This window comes from Desulfopila inferna (genome assembly GCF_016919005.1).
Lineage (GTDB): Bacteria > Desulfobacterota > Desulfobulbia > Desulfobulbales > Desulfocapsaceae > Desulfopila_A > Desulfopila_A inferna.
Genome location: NZ_JAFFQE010000003.1, coordinates 491,179 through 508,283, shown reverse-complemented (window position 1 = coordinate 508,283; position 17,105 = coordinate 491,179). Strand labels below are relative to the sequence as shown.

General features: G+C 50.4%; 12 protein-coding genes. 4 read left to right on the top strand and 8 right to left on the bottom strand.

Annotated features, from left to right (window positions below; translation table 11 throughout):
* Positions 1 to 65: 65 nt before the first annotated feature.
* Complete coding sequence (locus tag JWG88_RS10420; protein WP_205233664.1) at positions 66 to 1,682, top strand: ABC-F family ATP-binding cassette domain-containing protein; 1,617 nt, start codon at positions 66 to 68, stop codon at positions 1,680 to 1,682.
* A gap of 395 nt (positions 1,683 to 2,077) precedes the next feature.
* Here JWG88_RS10420 and JWG88_RS10415 read toward each other — a convergent pair whose 3' ends face one another.
* Positions 2,078 to 2,260, bottom strand: coding sequence for a hypothetical protein (locus JWG88_RS10415; RefSeq protein WP_205233663.1), 183 nt, complete (start codon positions 2,258 to 2,260; stop codon positions 2,078 to 2,080).
* Between the two features lie 378 nt (positions 2,261 to 2,638).
* Here JWG88_RS10415 and JWG88_RS10410 point away from each other — a divergent pair, with 378 nt between their 5' ends.
* On the top strand, positions 2,639 to 4,198 hold the full coding sequence (locus JWG88_RS10410) for a sigma-54-dependent Fis family transcriptional regulator (RefSeq protein WP_205233662.1): 1,560 nt from the start codon (positions 2,639 to 2,641) through the stop codon (positions 4,196 to 4,198).
* Between the two features lie 13 nt (positions 4,199 to 4,211).
* Positions 4,212 to 6,464, top strand: coding sequence for a CHASE2 domain-containing protein (locus tag JWG88_RS10405; protein WP_205233661.1), 2,253 nt, complete (start codon positions 4,212 to 4,214; stop codon positions 6,462 to 6,464).
* A 77-nt stretch (positions 6,465 to 6,541) separates the two neighbouring features.
* Here the strand turns inward: JWG88_RS10405 and JWG88_RS10400 are convergent, their stop codons facing one another.
* The 7 genes from JWG88_RS10400 to JWG88_RS10370 form a co-directional block, all read right to left on the bottom strand.
* Positions 6,542 to 6,754, bottom strand: a complete 213-nt coding sequence (locus JWG88_RS10400) for a hypothetical protein (RefSeq protein ID WP_205233660.1) — start codon at positions 6,752 to 6,754, stop codon at positions 6,542 to 6,544.
* 138 nt (positions 6,755 to 6,892) lie between these two features.
* Positions 6,893 to 10,144 (bottom strand): TonB-dependent receptor domain-containing protein, encoded by a 3,252-nt coding sequence (locus JWG88_RS10395; protein ID WP_205233659.1) that lies wholly within the window; start codon positions 10,142 to 10,144, stop codon positions 6,893 to 6,895.
* Positions 10,145 to 10,418: 274 nt separating this feature from the next.
* Positions 10,419 to 11,561: a hypothetical protein gene (locus JWG88_RS10390; protein ID WP_205233658.1), complete on the bottom strand. Its 1,143-nt coding sequence runs from the start codon at positions 11,559 to 11,561 to the stop codon at positions 10,419 to 10,421.
* 280 nt (positions 11,562 to 11,841) lie between these two features.
* The gene (locus JWG88_RS10385) at positions 11,842 to 12,588 is read right to left on the bottom strand and encodes an MBL fold metallo-hydrolase (RefSeq protein WP_205233657.1); all 747 of its coding nucleotides are present in this window, start codon (positions 12,586 to 12,588) and stop codon (positions 11,842 to 11,844) included.
* Positions 12,585 to 13,124 (bottom strand): HDIG domain-containing metalloprotein, encoded by a 540-nt coding sequence (locus JWG88_RS10380; RefSeq protein ID WP_205233656.1) that lies wholly within the window; start codon positions 13,122 to 13,124, stop codon positions 12,585 to 12,587. Before JWG88_RS10380 ends, JWG88_RS10385 begins: the two co-directional genes overlap by 4 nt.
* Before the next feature lie 69 nt (positions 13,125 to 13,193).
* A complete protein-coding gene (gene hemE, locus JWG88_RS10375) occupies positions 13,194 to 14,213 on the bottom strand; it encodes a uroporphyrinogen decarboxylase (protein WP_205233655.1) in 1,020 nt (339 codons plus the stop codon).
* 22 nt (positions 14,214 to 14,235) lie between these two features.
* Positions 14,236 to 15,309 (bottom strand): radical SAM/SPASM domain-containing protein, encoded by a 1,074-nt coding sequence (locus JWG88_RS10370; protein ID WP_205233654.1) that lies wholly within the window; start codon positions 15,307 to 15,309, stop codon positions 14,236 to 14,238.
* A gap of 575 nt (positions 15,310 to 15,884) precedes the next feature.
* On the opposite strand from JWG88_RS10370, the gene JWG88_RS10365 reads away from it, so the two are divergent.
* Complete coding sequence (locus JWG88_RS10365; RefSeq protein WP_205233653.1) at positions 15,885 to 17,018, top strand: beta-ketoacyl-ACP synthase III; 1,134 nt, start codon at positions 15,885 to 15,887, stop codon at positions 17,016 to 17,018.
* Positions 17,019 to 17,105 lie beyond the last annotated feature (87 nt).

Sequence of the window (17,105 nt, the reverse complement as noted above, 5' to 3'; positions counted from 1 at the left end):
CGGCTCCTCTTTTCCACTGCCGCCGGGAATATCCACCCGGATCGGCATTTTTTATTGGGATATTTATGATACATGCTTCAAATATTGCTTTATCTTATGGCAAACGCGTCATTTTCAAAGATGTTAACATCAAATTCACACCCGGAAACTGCTATGGACTGATAGGTGCCAACGGGGCCGGTAAGTCGACCTTTCTGAAAATCCTGGCGGGTCAGCTCGAAGCGGACAGCGGTGAGGTCTTTGTCGGGGCCGGGCAGCGTATCGCCGTCCTCAATCAGGATCAGTTTGCCTTCGATGAAATGACGGTGGCCGAAACAGTGCTCATGGCTCATTCACGTTTGCATGAAGTCATGGCTGAGCGTGAGGCACTCTACGCCAAGACCGAATTCAGCGAAGAAGACGGTATTCGCAGCGGTGAACTCGAGGCCGAATTTGCCGAGATGAACGGCTATGAGATCGAGTCCGAGGCCGCCGTGCTGCTCAGTGGGCTTGGTATTGGCGAAGAGCTGCGCGATAAGAAGATGAAAGAGCTCGAAGGCGGAGAAAAGGTGCGGGTATTGCTGGCCCAGGCCTTGTTCGGCAATCCTGATATTCTGCTCCTCGATGAGCCTACCAATAACCTGGACAGGAAGTCGATTATCTGGCTCGAAGGCTTTCTGGAGCGTTTCCGTAATACGGTTATAATCGTTTCGCATGACCGCTACTTCCTCAATCAGGTCTGTACTCATATGGCGGATATAGATTATGGACAGATCCGGATCTATGTCGGCAATTATGATTTCTGGTATCAGGCGAGTGAACTGCTCAAGATTCAGCGTCAGGATGCGGGCCGCAAGGCGGATGCCAAGGCCAAGGATCTGAAGGAATTTATCGCCCGTTTTTCCTCCAATGCCTCCAAGGCGAGACAGGCAACATCACGAAAAAAGCTTCTCGATAAACTCGAGATGGGCGACTTGCCCGTTTCATCACGAAAATATCCGTTTATCCACTTTAAGGCAGGCCGCCCCTGCGGTGATGTTATCCTCGAAATTGACGGCATCAGCAAAGATATCGACGGCACCAGGGTGCTGGATAATTTCTCGCTGGAGGTAAATAAGGGCGAAAAGATCGGCTTCGTCGGCACCAACAGCATGGCCATTACCACCCTGTTTCAGATCCTGGCCGGCGAACTCGAGCCGGACAGCGGTACCTTCCGGTGGGGGCTCACCATGACGACTTCCTACTTTCCCAAGGAAAACAGCTCCTTTTTTCAATCAAATGCCACGCTGGTCGATTGGCTGGGCGAATACACCCCTCCCACTGAAGGAGAAAGCTTTGCCAGAGGGTTCTTGGGAAAGATGCTTTTTTCGGGAGAGGAGGCGCTGAAAAAAACCAGCGTACTCTCAGGTGGGGAAAAGGTACGTTGCCTGCTGGCAAAAATGATGTTGAGCGATGCCAATGCGTTGATTTTCGATGAACCGACCAACCATCTGGACCTGGAATCCATCACCGCCCTCAATAATGGCATGCGGGAATTTCCTGAAATTATATTGTTTTCCTCCCATGACCATGCACTTATGGCCACTGTGGCCAACAGGATCATAGAAATCCTGCCGGGAGGCGTGCTCGATAAAATGATGCCCTATGATGACTACCTGGTTGATTCCGGCGTCCAGCAACTGCGTGAGCTGTATAGAGATTGATACCGGCTACGAAGCTGCTTCCTTCAGATCCGGCTGCTTTGGCCCATCTGCCTTGTTCTGGCGTTGGCCTGCTGGAGAGCCTTCGCTTTTTGTCTTGCTCGGCAGAATCTGCAGAACCGCAGATTTTTTTTCGTCCCGTACGTTGATGTTTTTTTGAATCTGCCGAAAGTGAGCTCTAATCCCCTGTAATTCCCGATAGCATGGCTTGATCACTGTCATTACGGGTGATTTCCTCCTTAATCTCTTCCTCGTACCTTGCTGCAAGAGCCGCCTTTCTAATGACCTTCAAGGAGGTGCGAGGAAGGTCTTTGATTGGACATGTTAGTACCTGACAGATATTTTTCTTGTTTTTTGCAAGAAAATAATCCAAAGGTTCTCATCCAGACTCAGCTGGGTTAAACACCTGGTATTGATTCTTCCTGGCTTTCTTGTTTCATTATCGGGGCGGTGTGCTTGAGCTTCCGGGGCGCGACTGTTTTGAATACCAGCCAGCCGCAAAGCATCACCAGAGGAAGAATAATGAATAAGGCCATGGGAAGAAACCACAAACTCACGATTACATCTGTCAATCCAAACATTTTAATACCCCCCCTGAACTGATATTTTCACTACAGAACCCTGCAAAATGCAGCCCCCTCCTTTGTATCGGCCGAGGCAACTTTCATGAAGACCCGGTCCATCTGATACTCACAAATGTACATGCGAAAGGAATGCCGGAATTACGAGTATTATAATGGAGAGGTTAGGAATCGACTTAAGAAAATGAATTAATACATAAAATATTATGATACGTTATGTTCTTGCCCTGTTGTAAGGCGACATTAAAAGTTTAAATTTGTCCACTTTGTGGACATTTTCACCTCTTTTGTATACACTTTATTTATACCTAAATTGTTGTTTGACTGTTAATCCAAGCCTTATCGCCTAACAACCTTCAGTTCACGGAGGTGGTTCAGATGGATGGATTCTCCCTTTCTGAAAAAGAACTCTCGCTGTTCTGCGAGGTTATCACTTCATTTCATACCATACGTGATATGGATGATATGCTCATCGCCGTTTTCCAGAAAATCAGAATGGTTATTGATATAGAGGGCGCTTCTATAGCCCTGCATGACCCGGCCAATAAGGAGTTTTATTTCATCCACACCATCGAGCCGGGCAGGGGCAGGGGGGAGTCCTGTGATCGGTTTCTGCGATTTCCGGATAATGTTGGTGTGGCCGGATGGGCTATGAGCAATAATCAGGCTGCCGTTATTAATGATGTCTCGCATGATCACCGATTCTATGATGGTCTCAACAGGGAAGAGAACTTCACCACTGAATCAATGATCTGTGTTCCGCTTAGAACCCGTAAAGGTTTTCTCGGGGTCTTGTATGCTCTTAACAAGAAGTGCTGCCCTTTCACTAAAAGGGATAAAAAAATCCTTGAAATTCTTTCAGAGACGATTGCCGTCTCTCTTGAAAACGCCAGGTTATATGGTGAACTCAAAGATCATGTGCATATGCTGGAACGCGAAAAACGACTCCTTCTCGATCAGGTTCGGAACAACGCCGGATTCGGGGAAATTATCGGTTCAAGTCCTGCGATGCAGCGAATGTTTGAATTAATGGGAAAAGTGATCGATACTACCACCACTGTCCTTATTCAGGGGGAAACCGGAACCGGTAAGGAGCTGGTTGCCAAAGTCCTTCACTATAACGGTCCTTTGAAGAATAAGCCATTCGTAGCCGAAAACTGCAGCACCCTCTCTGAAAATCTATTGGAGAGTGAACTTTTCGGCCATGTCCGTGGGGCATTTACCGGGGCAAGCTCAAACAAAAAAGGACTTTTCGAATTTGCCGACGGTGGTACTGTCTTTCTTGATGAAATTGGCGAAATGCCTCCTCTGCTGCAGGCTAAACTGCTCAGGGTTCTTCAGGAGGGAACGTTTCGCCCGGTCGGCGGCAATCACAGCGTGAGGGTTAATGTCAGGATTATTGTCTCTACCAATAGGGATCTCAGCGAGGAGGTGCGCAAGGGGCAATTCCGCGAAGATCTCTTCTACCGTATAAATATATTCCAGATTACCCCACCCCCATTGCGGCAGAGAAAGGAGGACATCCTTGCCCTTGCCACTCATTTTCTCGAAAAGTATGCCGCAAAAAATTACAGACAGATCCCCCTGCTCACTCCGCATGCCCTGGATCTGCTCATGCAATACGATTGGCCGGGAAATGTCCGGGAGCTTGAAAACGAGATGGAGCGTGCTCTGGCAATGGCAGGGAGCGGGAAAAAAATTTCCTGTAATTTTCTTTCTGAAAAATTACGGCAGCAGCAGAACGCCTACGCCATCACCAATGGGGAAGGAGGTGGGGTCGGTACCCTGAAAGAAATGGTCCGCCGCACTGAAAAGAGGATGATCGGTGAAGCGCTGGAATCACTGGGCGGCAATCAAAGTAAAGCGGCTAAAGCCCTGGGGCTGTCGAGACAGGGCCTGGTGAATAAAATTGCAGCCTATAATATTCAAATAAGGTAGCAACTTATCGTGTATGCATCGGCTTGGAAGAGCACTTATTACGGGTCTTCTGCTGGCAATCGCTGGCATTTATTTGTTCAGCACTCCCTATGGCCGGAATATTGAAGAGGAGTATGGCCTGGGCTTGCTGTTTAAGATGAGAGGTCCGCGCCCTCATCCTGGCAAGGCAGTGATCGTCAATGTTAACAACGGCTTCAGCGGCACAGCCGGCGTATCCGGCGATTTCAGCAAATGGCCCCGCTCGGTGCATGCAGTTTTGGTGGAGAAGCTCACCCAGTATGGAGCTACGGTCATCGTTTTCGATATTTACTTCTCCGACAATCAGGACAGGAGCCATGATCCGGCTTTTGCCGAGGCGATTCGACGGGCAGGCAATGTCATCCTGGTAGAGGAATTGCGACATGCGTCACCTCTGGCTGTCGGAGGAAATTCCTTATTAACAGGCGGTGTGGAAATAGAGCTGCTGGTTCCACCGGTTGAACCCCTGGCCGGGGCCGCACTCGCTCTTGCTCCGTTTCCCTTGCCGAAGATTCCGGTCCGGGTAGGGCAGGCGTGGAGGTTCAAAGAGTCGTGCGGCGACATACCCACGCTGCCTGTAGCTGTCTTTCAGGCGGCGACTCTCAGCCGTTATGACCAGCTTTTTACCCTGCTTCGCCGTAAAGCTCCAACCGTTGTCAAAGACCTTCCCGACTCAGCGATCGAGGCTATAGCCACCTTGGGCCTGGTCGAAACTATGAGGGAAATAAGAGGAATTTTTCTCCGGAATGACTGGCTTCGTCACGACCTACTGGCCGAGGTTGAAGGCGCTGCCGGATCGAAGCGCTATACCGGGTCCGACAAGGATCTGGTGGCGCTGATCAACATGTATGGCGGAGACAGCAGTGCCTTTATTGACTTCTATGGCCCTCCCTTAACCCTCGAGACCTTGTCTTATGGCGATATCCTGTCTTCGCAAGAAGATACAGCAGGTTCCCTGCAAGAGAAGATCAGGGGCAAAGTTGTTTTCGTCGGTGCCGCCGCATCGAATTGGTCAAACCAGAAAGATGGTTTTTACACGGTTTTCTCCAGGGCCGACGGGCTTGATCTCAGTGGCGTTGAACTGGCTGCGACCGTATATGGCAATATCGCTGAAAACCGCGCAATACAGCCTCTTTCGAATGGCAGGTCATTTGGATTGTTGAGCGGTTTCGCAGTATTCCTCTGTCTGATCAGTTTTCTGTTGCCGCCCCTGTTTGCGGCAATTCTGCTGGCGGCCAGCATTACTGTATATCTCTTCAGCGCCTTCACAGTCTTTGCTCTCAATGGTACCTGGATTCCGCTTATCATGCCGCTTACCGTTCTGCCCTTTACCTCTTTTCTGCTGGCGACGCTCACCAATTACCTGGCGAGCCGTCGGGAGCGCCGCAATATTCATGAGGCCCTTGGTTTCTATCTTCCGGGTAACGTGGTTGATGAACTTTCCAGAGATCTCTCCTTCATTGAAACAGGTGACACGAAAGTGTACGGCGTTTGTGTTATCACCGATGCTCAGCATTATACCAGGCTTTCCGAGTGTCTGACTCCGGAGGAGCTGAGTTCACACATGAAGGAGTATTATCAGTATTTATTCAGGGAAGTGAAGAAGCAGGAAGGTTTGGTCTGCAATGTAATCGGCGACTCCATGCTCGCACTCTGGCCTTCCGTCGATCAGGAAGTAATCCGGAACCAGAAGGCCTGTCAAGCTTCTTTACAGATTGCCAAGGCGGTAGAGAGATTCAACAGCAAACACCGGGGGAAATCACTGCCAACCCGTATCGGGATTCATGCAGGCTATTTGTTGCTGGATAACATAGGCGCAGAGGATCACTACGAATATGCACCGATTGGAGATATCGTCAATACCGCCTCGAGAATTGAAGGGCTCAATAAGTACCTTGGTACGCGGATACTTGCATCGGAGGAAGCTCTTTACGGTGTTGCCGGGCTAAGTTATCGTGAAATCGGAGTATTTCTCCTCGGCGGCAAGACCAGACCGGTCAACATCTATGAACTGCTCATGGCAAAGCATTATTCCGTGGGCTGGAACCGTCTCCATCAGAAGGCCTTTCCCGAGGCATTGAGCCTTTTTCGTGCCGGTGAATGGGAAAAGGCACTGGTGTTGTTCAATTATTGCCTCACTCTGCAGGCTGGAGACGGTCCCTCCTTGTTCTATAAACAGCTCTGTGAAAGATATCTTCTTGCGCCCCCTTCCGCCGATCTGCAGGCGGTTATCCGGGTCGGCAAATAATACCTGTATCTTTCCTCCCGTTGTTTTTTATGAACGAGAGGCAGATACTCGATGATTCTTTGGTCGTACTGCCTGTTTTACGGAATATAGTACATGCGGCCGCCAATAATGATATATCCGGAGTTTGTCTTGAGAAACGTCATATTCAAAGTTCCCGCTCTGCGAACATTCTGCAGATTGTTTATATCTACATCCTGAGCTTGTGTCGGTTCCATCTGGTTTATTTCTCTTCCCTTTGTGTCGCAAACCTTAATTTTTCCGTCATCAGGAATCTCAATTTGAAATTTCATTTTTTCCCCTCCTTAGTGTTTTGTAGTGTTGAGCACACCAGTGTCCTGGCAAATTCCACAAGCCTATTCTGCTTGTCTTTTGCCTTGCCGACTTCGTTTTTTCTTCCGCCACACTGTGCAGGAAATTGCCGGGGAGCGCTAGAAAGCAAATGTTAACCCAGCTATAACCTGCAGTTCAGCAAGAAACTCCGGGTTTGCCGGATCCGTATTGACAAATTTGAACTGCTCATCGAAAAGGTTTTTGATCTCCACCGTAAACATGCCGTGGCGTCTGGGCAGGCGATATCCCAAAGAGAGATCGATTACCCAGAATTGATCATCATCGGCAGCAAATCCGGTATCCCTTGTGCCGAATTGACCCTCCTGGTCTATATAGCTGGCCTGGAGACCTGCGGTTATTCCCGAGGGGTGGAAGAAACGTATTTTAGGGGTGAGTCGATGCGTCCTGAGATCCCTTATGCCCTTGACTCCTTCATCATTGTCATGCGAATAGTCCTCGTAGAAATATTCCAGACCGAGGCTTACCATGTCGGCGGGAACCCAGTACAGATAGGCTGAACCGATATCTTCCTGCCAGTCGTCTTCTTTTTGCTCAGGGGGGAGAATGGTGGTATCCAGGTAAGGCACCTCCAGGTCGCGGTGGAAGAACTGAAGACCGCCATACCAGCCGGGTGCGAAGGTGTGGTCGATGCCGGCGCCATAGGTCTGGGCAGTGGAAGCCTCTGTATCGTCGAATAACTGGTTGAAGCCGGCGACGAAAGTGGGTTCTATGGTCTGGGCGTAGATCATCCTGCGGGTGACGTTTCTGAAAGCAGCAGCCCGCACCAGGGTAGATTTCACCGGCTGCCAGGTCAGTCCGAATTTCGGATTGATTTCGCTACGGTCTTTGACCGGGCTCTCCAGCACATCTCCGCTGAGACCGACGGTCGCCTGTATGTTCCGGGGCAGATCGATGCGGGCATAGCTGTAAGCATTGACATGCTCCGTGGTCAATTCCTCCGCGAATATACCCTCGAAGGGAAAAGTAATATGGATAGTTTCCTCTTCATCTGCCGCTAGATAGCCTGCCCCGCTTTTTAGATCCCAGCCTGAACCCTGGTAAATATGCTGTATCTCGGCCATCTTGTTGTCAGCTTCATTGGTAATGTCGAGAGAAGAGAAATATCCCTCGGAACCGGTTGAAAAATTATTGTCGTCAGAGCTTGCAATTGCTGTCCCCAGCAATGTTGAGTAGGGCTGCAGGTCATGGCGTATACCGAGCCGTACACTCTTGGTGGTATCCGATTGGCGATGTGTGCTGCTGAAGTCGGTGGGGTCGAATTTGAATGCCAGGTCACCATAGTCCAGCTCTTTGTAGCGGATTTCAGACATCAGGCTGGTTTTTGGTGAGATTTTACCCTGGAAAAATGCATTATATATATCATGTTCCTGGTCATTATTTTTCCGCACGCCATCCGTCTGGTAATGGAATTGCCCCAGGCTATAGGAAAAACGTCCTTCGATCCCGGATACCACTATTTCATCCCCAAAAATATCATTGCTGCCGATCACGCCGCTGGTGCGCAAGGCCACTCTATCTCTTAAGAAAAGGGGATTGAATTCATTGGCGGAGGCCATCGAGGGGCCGGTATCTTCCACAACGAACAATTCACTCTCCGCCAGCTGCGGCTGTACCGGAGTGATATTGATGGGCTGGAGAAGCTGGGCCTGCAGTAGTTCGCTGACTCTGGCGATTTCGTGCCGCGGCAGTGTGCTGTAGGTGTCGGCAAGAAATCTATGGGCAGAATAATTGGAAGGGTCGGAGTGGACTGATTTCCATCCTTCGATCCGCGCCAGTTGCGGAAAACCCAGGTCCGTAAAAATCCTTCCCAGTCCGGCACTGCGTGAGGCGAGGTCGTCATCGAGCAGCAGACGTGAACGATAGACGGCCCGGTTATCATTACGGGCGATAGATTGCTGTATATCGTATAATGCCTCGGCCGGACGATTAACGGTCTGTTTCCGAATCGCATCATAGAGCCAGGGCGTCGGATCAGCCGGATCGAGCTCCCTGGCGATCTGTAATTGCCTTTGGGAATTGCTGTTACGCTTCTCTTCAAAATATGCTTTTCCAAGATAGCTGCGTATCAAGGAGTTGCCTGGATCAAGAGCCGCTGCAATTTCTATCTCGGCTCGGCCCTCTTCAAGCTCACCGGATCGTATGTCGGCAAGACCCAGACCAAGCCGGGCCAGGGGAAGTGCAGGATTAATTTCTATGGCTTTGGAAAACGCAGCTCGAGCCTCTTTGATTTCCGTGCGGCTGAGATGGGCAAAGCCGAGAACCGTCTGAGCGAGACCGGAAGAAGGAGTAAGAGAAGCAGCCTCTGCCGCTGTTTCCCTGCCTTTTTGAAATTGGCCGACCGAGAGAAGAAGTTCGGCCAGGCGGGCCTTGACCAGTCCATTTTCAGGATTGTACCGGACGACCTGCTCAAGCACCTGAAGGGCAGCTGGAATATTGAAAGAGGCCTGGTGGGCATAGGAAAGCGCCAGGCCGGCGGCAGCGGAATGCGGGGCGATCTCAATTGCCCGGTATGCTAAGCCAAGGGCGGCTTCCCTGTTATTGCGAACTGTTTCTATAATCGATAAGAGTGCAAGAGCCTCACTGTTTCCCGGATCCTCCTGAAGAATCGTATCAAGAATTTTTCGGGCATCTTCAACCTGGCCGATTGAGAGGCTAGCAGAAGCCTGGTAGACGGTTTTTCTCTGTGTGGATTCGGCAGAAGGTTCGATAACGGCTGGATAATAAAGTGTCCACTCCACTGCGTCAAAAGGCCGGACAACGGCTCTGGACGTCGGCTCCTTGCCCTTTCGGGCAATGGCGCTCTGGCCGCTGGTGAGTTGTAATTGCCCCTCCTGATTGATGGCTGTCACAACTCCGGAGAAAACGGTAATCGAGGAGCTGTCGGGATCTGCAAGCACAAGGAACTCCGTACCTTCAACCACCCCGTTGACATAAGGTGTGATGATTTTAAGAGAGTGAGGACGATGGCTGAAAATGTGCAGGGCGCCTCGAAGAAGTTCGAGAATTGAAAAGCTGCCTGGTTCAGGGTTATAAAAAATGATGGTGCTGTTCCGGTTAATTCGGAGAACCGATTCGTTAGCCATGACAACGGCCGCTCGTCCATCTGCGCCGATTCTCAGCATGTCGCCGGGACAAAATTGCGCATCCATATCCGCCGCATGCCATTCCGGCTGCCCGTCTCGCTTAATCTGTGCACCGCCTTGAATGGAAACAATGGTGGCTATCGGCTGCCGGCACTCCTCAGCAGCCTCAGCGTACCCGGGAGAAAGCTGCAGGCAAAAAATGAAGACAAGTCCATTAATAAATGAGAAAATTGCAGTTGAATTCATTTATTCTCCAACATGGATGCAGGAACTGATCGGGTCGGAAAAACATGAAAAACAATTAGCTATAAATGAGATTGTTGGTACAACCTATCATTTATTTGGTGCTTTAGCCAGCATTTTTTCTAAAATATTATCAGGCCGATTGTCGGTGCGGCCAGGAGAAATGTTGATGGTCTTGAAACTCTTACCGGATGGAGATGACCGGCAGCGATATATGGAATACTGATATATAAGGTCAGGAACTGGTTTGCGCCGGCCGTCTTCGACGGCAGCACTCTCAGTCGCCAAAAAAACCTCCCGGGGAAAGGGCGGTGCAGAGCATTATGTAATTGATGTTATTATGGGATTCCCAGGTATAGGTTTCGCGGTTTTCAGGGGCGAGCCAGCATTCTTCAGCTGTATCTCGAAGTGATTGGTAACCGGATAGTTCATCGAGCAACTGGACGAATGAGTTTTTTGGGAATTTTTCGAATTCTGAAAGATATGTGTTGATCCTTCCTACAGCCCGCAGGCCGATTGCCAAACCAAGTTCCCGGAATGCCAGTCTGAACTCCACCGGTAGGCGTAGCGGATTCTGGGCAGAATAGTGAGTCAGGCCTTGTGCCGCGGCCTTAAGCAGATCTTCCGTCAGACCGGGGAGGACTGGTTTGCCCGAGGCGGTAAGCTTGATCAGAAACAGGGCGTCAGCCAAAATACCGCCAATGCCCAAAGGATCATCGGTTATCCAGTTCATATGCCTGCACATCGCCTCCAGATCGGCGATTTCCTTCTTTAGCGCAGCAGGAGCTCCCACCTGTAATTCCAGGTAGCTCAGGTAGCCGTCTATCGGATCATGCTGGCCCATACTTGTAACCAGCGGTCTCGACAAATCGATGCTCATCTTCCAGTACATTCGTTTTGTCTCGCCGAATGGCGGTTCATAGGTAAAGGCATCATGCGCCACTTCAGCCATTTCGAGTGCCCAGGCGTCGTAGAGAGGTTCTTTCATTTGGAGGGAAACGCGATGCAGGGCCTGCATCCATTTGGTGAGATAGTGAAAGTACTGGCCATCACGTTCCCACTCCAGTGAACTGTCTTCGCCTTCATCGGCAAGTCTTTCCGGTAACTCTTTACCGATTCTCAGACCACCGCGGGTAGGATGTTTTTCGCCTTCAGCTTCAGCGAGACCGCTGATCCATCCATTCCGGGGATCATCCTCGCGGTGACGTCCCAGCACCTTATGAACCTGGTCGACCAGACGGAGGGCTCTTGCACCATACTCATCTTTGCCGGTGCGCCTCTGCAGTTCCAGATAGTTGCAGACAGCAAAGGCATCGGTCCACAGGTAACGCTGTGGCGGGCGGGTCCCCTGCAGCCCGGTCTCTTCGGCAAACCGGTCCATTACCTTTTCGATAAAGGGTAGATTTTGCTCCTGTTCCATCAAAATAGCTCCAGAGAGAATTTGGTCATAATTTCGAGGTAACTGTCGTGTGTTCCGCCTCTATGGATCCTGGTCTATAGGAGACGGCTGATGGCGCGCACAATGAGCCTTAACTAAAAATGTAGTCATCGAATATGAAAAATCTCCCGGCATCACCAAAAAACAGGTTTGGGCAGAACGACAACGTACGTCAGAGGTTTAACTATGAAGGCCGTGGTGAAGCATCGCCGATTTAATAAAATGACCGGCCTGCCGTCTGATCGCATAGCCTTGCCGGGAGCTAAAGGATAAGCTGCTCATCGTCTTCAGCAATGATCAATCTGGTGGCAGCGGGCGGCTGGAGCGGAGTTGCCATATCTCTGAGCTGTCGGCGATCTTTGCGGTTTATATGGAGAAGGGCAAGTCGGGGAATTGAGAGTCGCTCGGCAAGAAGCAGGCACTCCTCAGCGGATGAATGTGTTGGTTTGCCGGGGATGAGCGAAAAGGCTTCATGGACCACCAGATCGCATCCCTGTATTAATTTGACCGCTTCCGCGGTCGGCTTACCGTCTCCGCTGTAATAAAGCGAATGCCCGCAAGAGGTAATTCGTACCGCAAAGGCCGGCTGCGAATGGTTGACAGCTGCGGATTCCCATGAAAGATTATTACATGTTAGCGGTTCTTCGGGCCTCACCTGAAGAAAGCGGAGAGGAAAGCGAAGCTTGTCCGAAAGTCCGGGATAGGCCAGATCCAATGCTGAATAGATTTTGTCTTTGCAGTCAATACCGCTGAGAATGGTCAGTTGTTCCTCTCTTTTTTGCATGTACATGTATACCAGGAGCTGAGGAACGCCAAAAAAATGATCCCCATGAAAATGAGAGATCCATATTGTGGTCAGAGGGGTATCAGGTTCATGGCCGAAATAACCATGGGCGCTGCTGAAGCCGCAATCCAGTAGGTGGTGTTGCTCCCCATCCTCGATAAGAAGCGAAGTGTTGCGGCGGGAGATGTCGCAGGCTTCTCCCGTACCGAGAAAGGTGATCTTCATTGCTCGGAGGAATAGGAAAGGATATTGATATCCTTCAGCAGTTCTGAGGAACTGCAACCCGCGGCCCGGCACAGCCAGACTTCAAGATCCTGGCATTGGCTGAAGTTCTCGCGAATAATCCTGTGCCGGATGGGATCATTGTTGCCGTATCGCTCCAGGATATAATCAAGCCTTTCCACCAGACTGACTATCTGGTCATGCACTACTCGTTTGTCGGAATAGTAGATAATCTCCTTGGCCTCGAAAAAACCTTTTTTATATCTTTTTCCGGCAAAATGTGAAAGGCGGACATGCTCTCTGACAATTTCGGCGACTGCGGGGAAGTCGAGACGTTCACAGATCTCCCCACCTGCCAGAGCGTGATCACAATTGCCGTGCAGGCAGGGAGTTTTGGCAATATCGTGCAAGAGTGCCCCTGCAATGACAAGCTCCCGTTCCGGTATATTTTTACAGCCACTGTGATTAGCGATTTTGGAGAGCACTGTTTCCGAGACACGAGCCACCACCATGGAATGATCGCGAATGTTCGACAGCATAGCGTGCTCCTCCATCAACTTGAGGCATTCCGGGATTGAGGGAGAAGAGTTTTGCATTATTCCCTCCGTTTACCGGGCGCTGAGTTCATGAACATATTCCACGGCATATCTGGCCTGGTCGGGGGGAGTGAATTGGTGGATGCCGTGGCCCAGATTAAATATATGGCCAAAAGCGCCCTCCGCACCTTTCAGCAGCTGCTGGATTCTACGGCGCAATTCATCTCTGGGGAGAAGCAGAGCTATTGGATCGAGATTGCCCTGCACGGCTTTTTTGCCGACCTTCCTGATGGCCTCACCAATATTGATGCGCCAGTCGAGACCGATAACATCCGCGTCCGTGGTCACCGAAAGATCGAGCAGGGTCGCCCCATTGTTGGCGAAATAGATCAGAGGTACACCTGTCTTCTTGAGATCAGCAATTATTCTGGTAGCATAGGGTAAGGCAAACTCTTCAAAATCACAGGGTGCCAGAATTCCTGCCCAGGAGTCGAAAAGCTGCAGGGCCTGCGCTCCCGCCTCAGCCTGGGCCAGCATGTACCTGGTTGTTGTCTGGGTTATCTTTTCCATAACCTCATGGAAGAGTGCGGGGTTGGTAAACATCATTTTTTTGGTCTCCCAGAAAAACTTGGAAGAACCGCCTTCTATCAGGTAAGTGGCGCAGGTGAACGGTGCCCCGGCAAAACCGATCAGCGGCACCTTGAGTTCCCTGCGCAGCAGCTTGATGGTCTCCATTACGAATCCTGTTTTTTCATAAGGATCGGCAACGATGAGCCGGTCAAGATCGGCTTTGCTGCGTATTGACTCAGGAAAAACCGGTCCTTTTCCCTCATGGAACTCAAGCGGTGCTCCCATGGCTTCCATGGGAATAAGGATGTCGGAAAACATGATTGCCGCATCCATATTCAGAATATCTATGGGTTGCAGAGTGACTTCAACACAGAGTTCCGGATTTTTGCAGAGCTCAAGAAAAGTGACCTTACCTCTCACTTTCTGGTATTCCGGAAGGTAGCGGCCTGCCTGGCGCATCATCCAGATGGGTGTGTAGTCGGTTTTTTCGCCGCGGCATGCTTTAAGAAAGGTATCGTTCATTGGTCTTTGATGGTGTTGAGGTTTAAAGGCGCTCTTTATGGCGTAATTTTACAGGAATATAACTGCAGTAGGGTTCCTGAGCCAGATAATCTCCACTGACGGCATAGGCCCTTGCTCTGCAGCCTCCGCAAACGTTGACGTATTCGCACTGGCCGCAATTATCCTTATAGGATTTAAAATCCCGCAGACTCAAAAACAGTTGCGAATTTTCCCATATCTCCTTGAGTCCCAGCTCAAAGATATTGCCGGCGGACTTGGGAAAGTAGGAGCATGGCAGTACCTCGCCGTCAACATCGATCAGACAAATGAGCTGACCGGCAAGACATCCCTTTGACCCGCCGGTGGAGAACTTCAGATTCCTGCGTTTGAAGGTATTGCCTTCTTCCCGGGCCTTTTCCCGAACCAGCCGGTAATAATGAGGAGCGCAGGTCGGACGCATCAACAGGTCGTTCTCCTGTTTTTCCACCTCATAGTGCCAGTCGAGAATCTCTTCGTATATATCATCAGGGATGAGTTCCTCCATGATATCTTCACCGCGGCCGGTGGGAACTATCATGAACATATACCAGGCCGTGGCGCCGAGCCCTTTGACCAGCTTGTAGATGTCGGCTAGCTCGTGGCGGTTGCGCAGGGTGAACGAGGAGTTGACCAGGAACGGAATGTTTTTTTCATTGAAAAGCCGGATCGCTTCCATGGTGCCGGCGAAAGCTCCCTGCTGATTGCGGAAATTGTCATGCGTTGCCGCTGTGGCGCCATCGAGACTGAGCGATACCATTTTGATATCAGCGTCCAGTATGTTTTTGCAGGTTTCTTCTGTTACCAGGGTGCCGTTGGTTGCCAGACACATGCGCAGCCCTTTACCGGTGCCGTAGCGGGCGATATCGAAGACATCCGGGCGAAGCAACGGTTCGCCGCCGGATAAAACCACAACCGGACTGGCATATGAGGCTATATCATCGAGCACCCGGACCGCCTGTTCATAGGTGAAATCAGGGTGAGAGGCTACCTCCGGATCTGAGGATGACCGGCAGTGCACACAGCTGAGATTACAGCGCCGGGTGATTTCCCAGGCAATCCATTTCGGTTCAAATTCCATTTCGTATCTCCAGACAATTACGTGGTTGATTCTTAATGCAGGATTAGACCATAATGCACTTCAGAATTGAAATCAATCGGTTGCGGAGTACTCCATGGCATTAACTATATAGTTTTCTCCGAAAATTAGGAAGTTAAAATGAGCTGCCCAATCTTTTTGCCTTTACTTCCGCGGACATGTTTGTAGGCAGATGTGTAACTATTCAGCAGCACCCCATCTGCACACGATCAGCGCACTCCGGAGTCGATGTTTATGCCCGTCAGAGGGCTTACTTGAAGCACTGCTCAACAGGTACAGTTCAGGGCAAACTGCCTGTTTTAAGCTTCTTGCTGAATAGTTACGCAGATATTATGAGAAATCGGCAAAGCCGAAGAGTTTGCAGGCTTGCCAAAAACACTACAACGACGCAGATAGAGCTTTTTTACGAGTCCATCAAAGTATAAAATTGATCTCCACTGCATCTTGAGGTTGAGCTGCAGGCCATCTGCCTGTATAGTGCGGGCACGGATGGGCCATTTCGCTTGGGGAGGAAAGCCTTCGATTGTTTTTCTGCGAATAAAAAAAAAGAGAAAATCATGGCAAGAATCGTGATCAGCGGGTCTGGAGTGTATACACCTCCATTATGTATTTCCAACAAGGAGTTGGTCGACTCCTTTAACACATATGTGCACAACTTCAATGCAGAGCATGATGCCGATATTGCCGCGGGCGTGTGTGAGCCGCTGCAACAGTCCAGTGTCGAATTTATAGAAAAAGCATCTGGTATCAAGAGCCGCTATGTGATCGATCGTGACGGTATTCTGGACCCGGAGCGTATGTGCCCGAGCTTGCCGGAGAGGGGGCGCGATCAGAGCTCCATTCAATGCGACATGAGTGTTGCTGCAGCCCGTCAGGCCATGGAACAAGCCTCTAAAAATGCCGCCGACATCGATGCCGTCATTGTCTCCTGCTCCAATATGGAAAGGCCCTATCCTGCAATTGCAGTTGAGGTGCAGGAGGCTCTGGGGATAGAGGGTTTTGCCTTTGACATGAACATCGCCTGCTCCTCAGCCACCTTTGCCATCCAAACGGCTGTAGATTCAATCTTCAGGGGAAATGCCAGGGCTATTCTGGTTATTAATCCGGAGATCTGCTCAGCCCATCTCAATTTTCGTGATCGCGACAGTCATTTCATCTTCGGAGATGTCTGTACAGCCGTACTGCTTGAACGGGAAGACTGCTGCAGCGCCGCCAACGTTTTCGAAGTAGTGGGAACCAAACTTTCCACAACCTACTCGACTAATATCTACAACGGTTTCGGCTTTCTCAATCGTACCATGCGGGAGAAGCCCGAGGCGGCAAAGCTTTTCAGGCAGGAGGGCAGGAAGGTGTTCAAGGAAGTTGTCCCCATGGCTACCGAGTTTATCCGATCCCACCTTGCCGAGCATGGTATTGCCCCCGATGATCTGAGACGTGTCTGGCTCCATCAGGCCAATCTTAACATGAATCAGCTGATATGCCGGAAACTGCTGGGCCGCGAAATCTCGGAAGATCTTACCCCCACCATACTCGACACCTATGCCAATACTGCCTCTGCAGGTTCGATCATCTGCTACCATAAGTACCATGAAGATCTCAAGGACCAGGATCTCGGTATCATTTGCTCCTTCGGCGCCGGGTATTCAGTTGGGAATGTCATCGTACGCCGGATCACCGTGGAGAAAAAGTGATTCCGCCGCTGCATGCTTTTCGCGGCGTAGAGTATTGCGGTTTAGGTATCGGAGTATTATCTTCGAGAATACCAGGATGATCTTCTT